This window comes from Peptoniphilus ovalis, from assembly GCF_018919265.1.
Taxonomy (GTDB): domain Bacteria; phylum Bacillota; class Clostridia; order Tissierellales; family Peptoniphilaceae; genus Peptoniphilus_A; species Peptoniphilus_A ovalis.
Map to the genome: position 1 here is coordinate 1 of NZ_JAHLQO010000010.1, position 1,726 is coordinate 1,726.

Sequence of the window (1,726 nt, forward strand, 5' to 3'; positions counted from 1 at the left end):
CCATATATAATTAATATAGTGTGAAGATCTTTTTCCTTAGAAAGGAGGTGATCCAGCCGCACCTTCCGATACGGCTACCTTGTTACGACTTCACCCCAGTCACTTATCCTACCTTCGACTGCTGCACCCCTAAGGTTTGCTCACAGGCTTCGGGTATTACAAGCTCCCATGGTGTGACGGGCGGTGTGTACAAGACCCGGGAACGCATTCACCGCAGCATTCTGATCTGCGATTACTAGCAACTCCATCTTCATGTTCTCGAGTTGCAGAGAACAATCCGAACTGAGAAAGGCTTTTTGAGGTTTGCTCACCTTCGCAGGGTCGCTTCCCTTTGTACCTTCCATTGTAGCACGTGTGTAGCCCAGGGCATAAAGGGCATGATGATTTGACGTCATCCCCACCTTCCTCCGATTTATCATCGGCAGTCTCTTTAGAGTCCCCATCCTAAATGCTGGTAACTAAAGATAAGGGTTGCGCTCGTTGCGGGACTTAACCCAACATCTCACGACACGAGCTGACGACAACCATGCACCACCTGTATTGAGGCTTCCGAAGAAGAGGTCTTATCTCTAAGACTGTCCTCAGTATGTCAAGCCCTGGTAAGGTTCTTCGCGTTGCTTCGAATTAAACCACATGCTCCGCTGCTTGTGCGGGTCCCCGTCAATTCCTTTGAGTTTCATGCTTGCGCACGTACTCCCCAGGCGGAGTGCTTATTGTGTTAACTGCGGCACCGACTTTCGCCGACACCTAGCACTCATCGTTTACAGCGTGGACTACCAGGGTATCTAATCCTGTTTGCTACCCACGCTTTCGTTCCTCAGCGTCAGAATGAGCCCAGTAAGTCGCCTTCGCCACCGGTATTCTTTTTAATATCTACGCATTTCACCGCTACACTAAAAATTCCACTTACCTCTACTCTTCTCAAGATATACAGTTTCAAATGCTTACAGTAGTTAAGCTACTGCCTTTTACATCTGACTTGTATTTCCGCCTGCGAACCCTTTACGCCCAGTGATTCCGGACAACGCTAGCCCCCTACGTATTACCGCGGCTGCTGGCACGTAGTTAGCCGGGGCTTTTTCTTATGGTACCGTCATTATCTTCCCATATAAAAGAACTTTACGACTCGAAAGCCTTCTTCATTCACGCGGCGTCGCTGCATCAGAGTTCCCTCCATTGTGCAATATTCCCCACTGCTGCCTCCCGTAGGAGTTTGGACCGTTTCTCAGTTCCAATGTGGCCGTTCACCCTCTCAGGCCGGCTACCCATCGTCGCCTTGGTGGGCCGTTACCTCACCAACTAGCTAATGGGACGCGAGTCCATCTTAGACCACCGGAGTTTTGATCATTTATACATGTGTATATGTGATTTCATTTGGTATTAATCCCGGTTTCCCGAGGCTATCCCAATGTCTAAGGCAGGTTACTCACGTGTTACTCACCCGTCCGCCGCTAATCCATTCATTCGTCACTCCGAAGAGATCTGATTGAATTTCATCGCTCGACTTGCATGTGTTAAGCGCGCCGCCAGCGTTCGTCCTGAGCCAGGATCAAACTCTCAATTAAAAATTTGTATGACTCATTAGTTTTATCAAACTAAACGAATATCTGGTTTGCTTTGTGATTTTATCACGATTGTTATCGATTATATCGATTTTATATCTTCACACTATTTAATTATCATGTTTCTTGCTACCTCAACGAAGTAGCTTATTTATTATAACTTC

General features: G+C 47.3%; 1 rRNA gene. It reads right to left on the bottom strand.

From position 1 onward, the window contains the following. Positions 1-40: 40 nt before the first annotated feature. Positions 41-1,565 (bottom strand): 16S ribosomal RNA (locus KQI68_RS10225). Between the last annotated feature and the right edge of the window lie 161 nt (positions 1,566-1,726).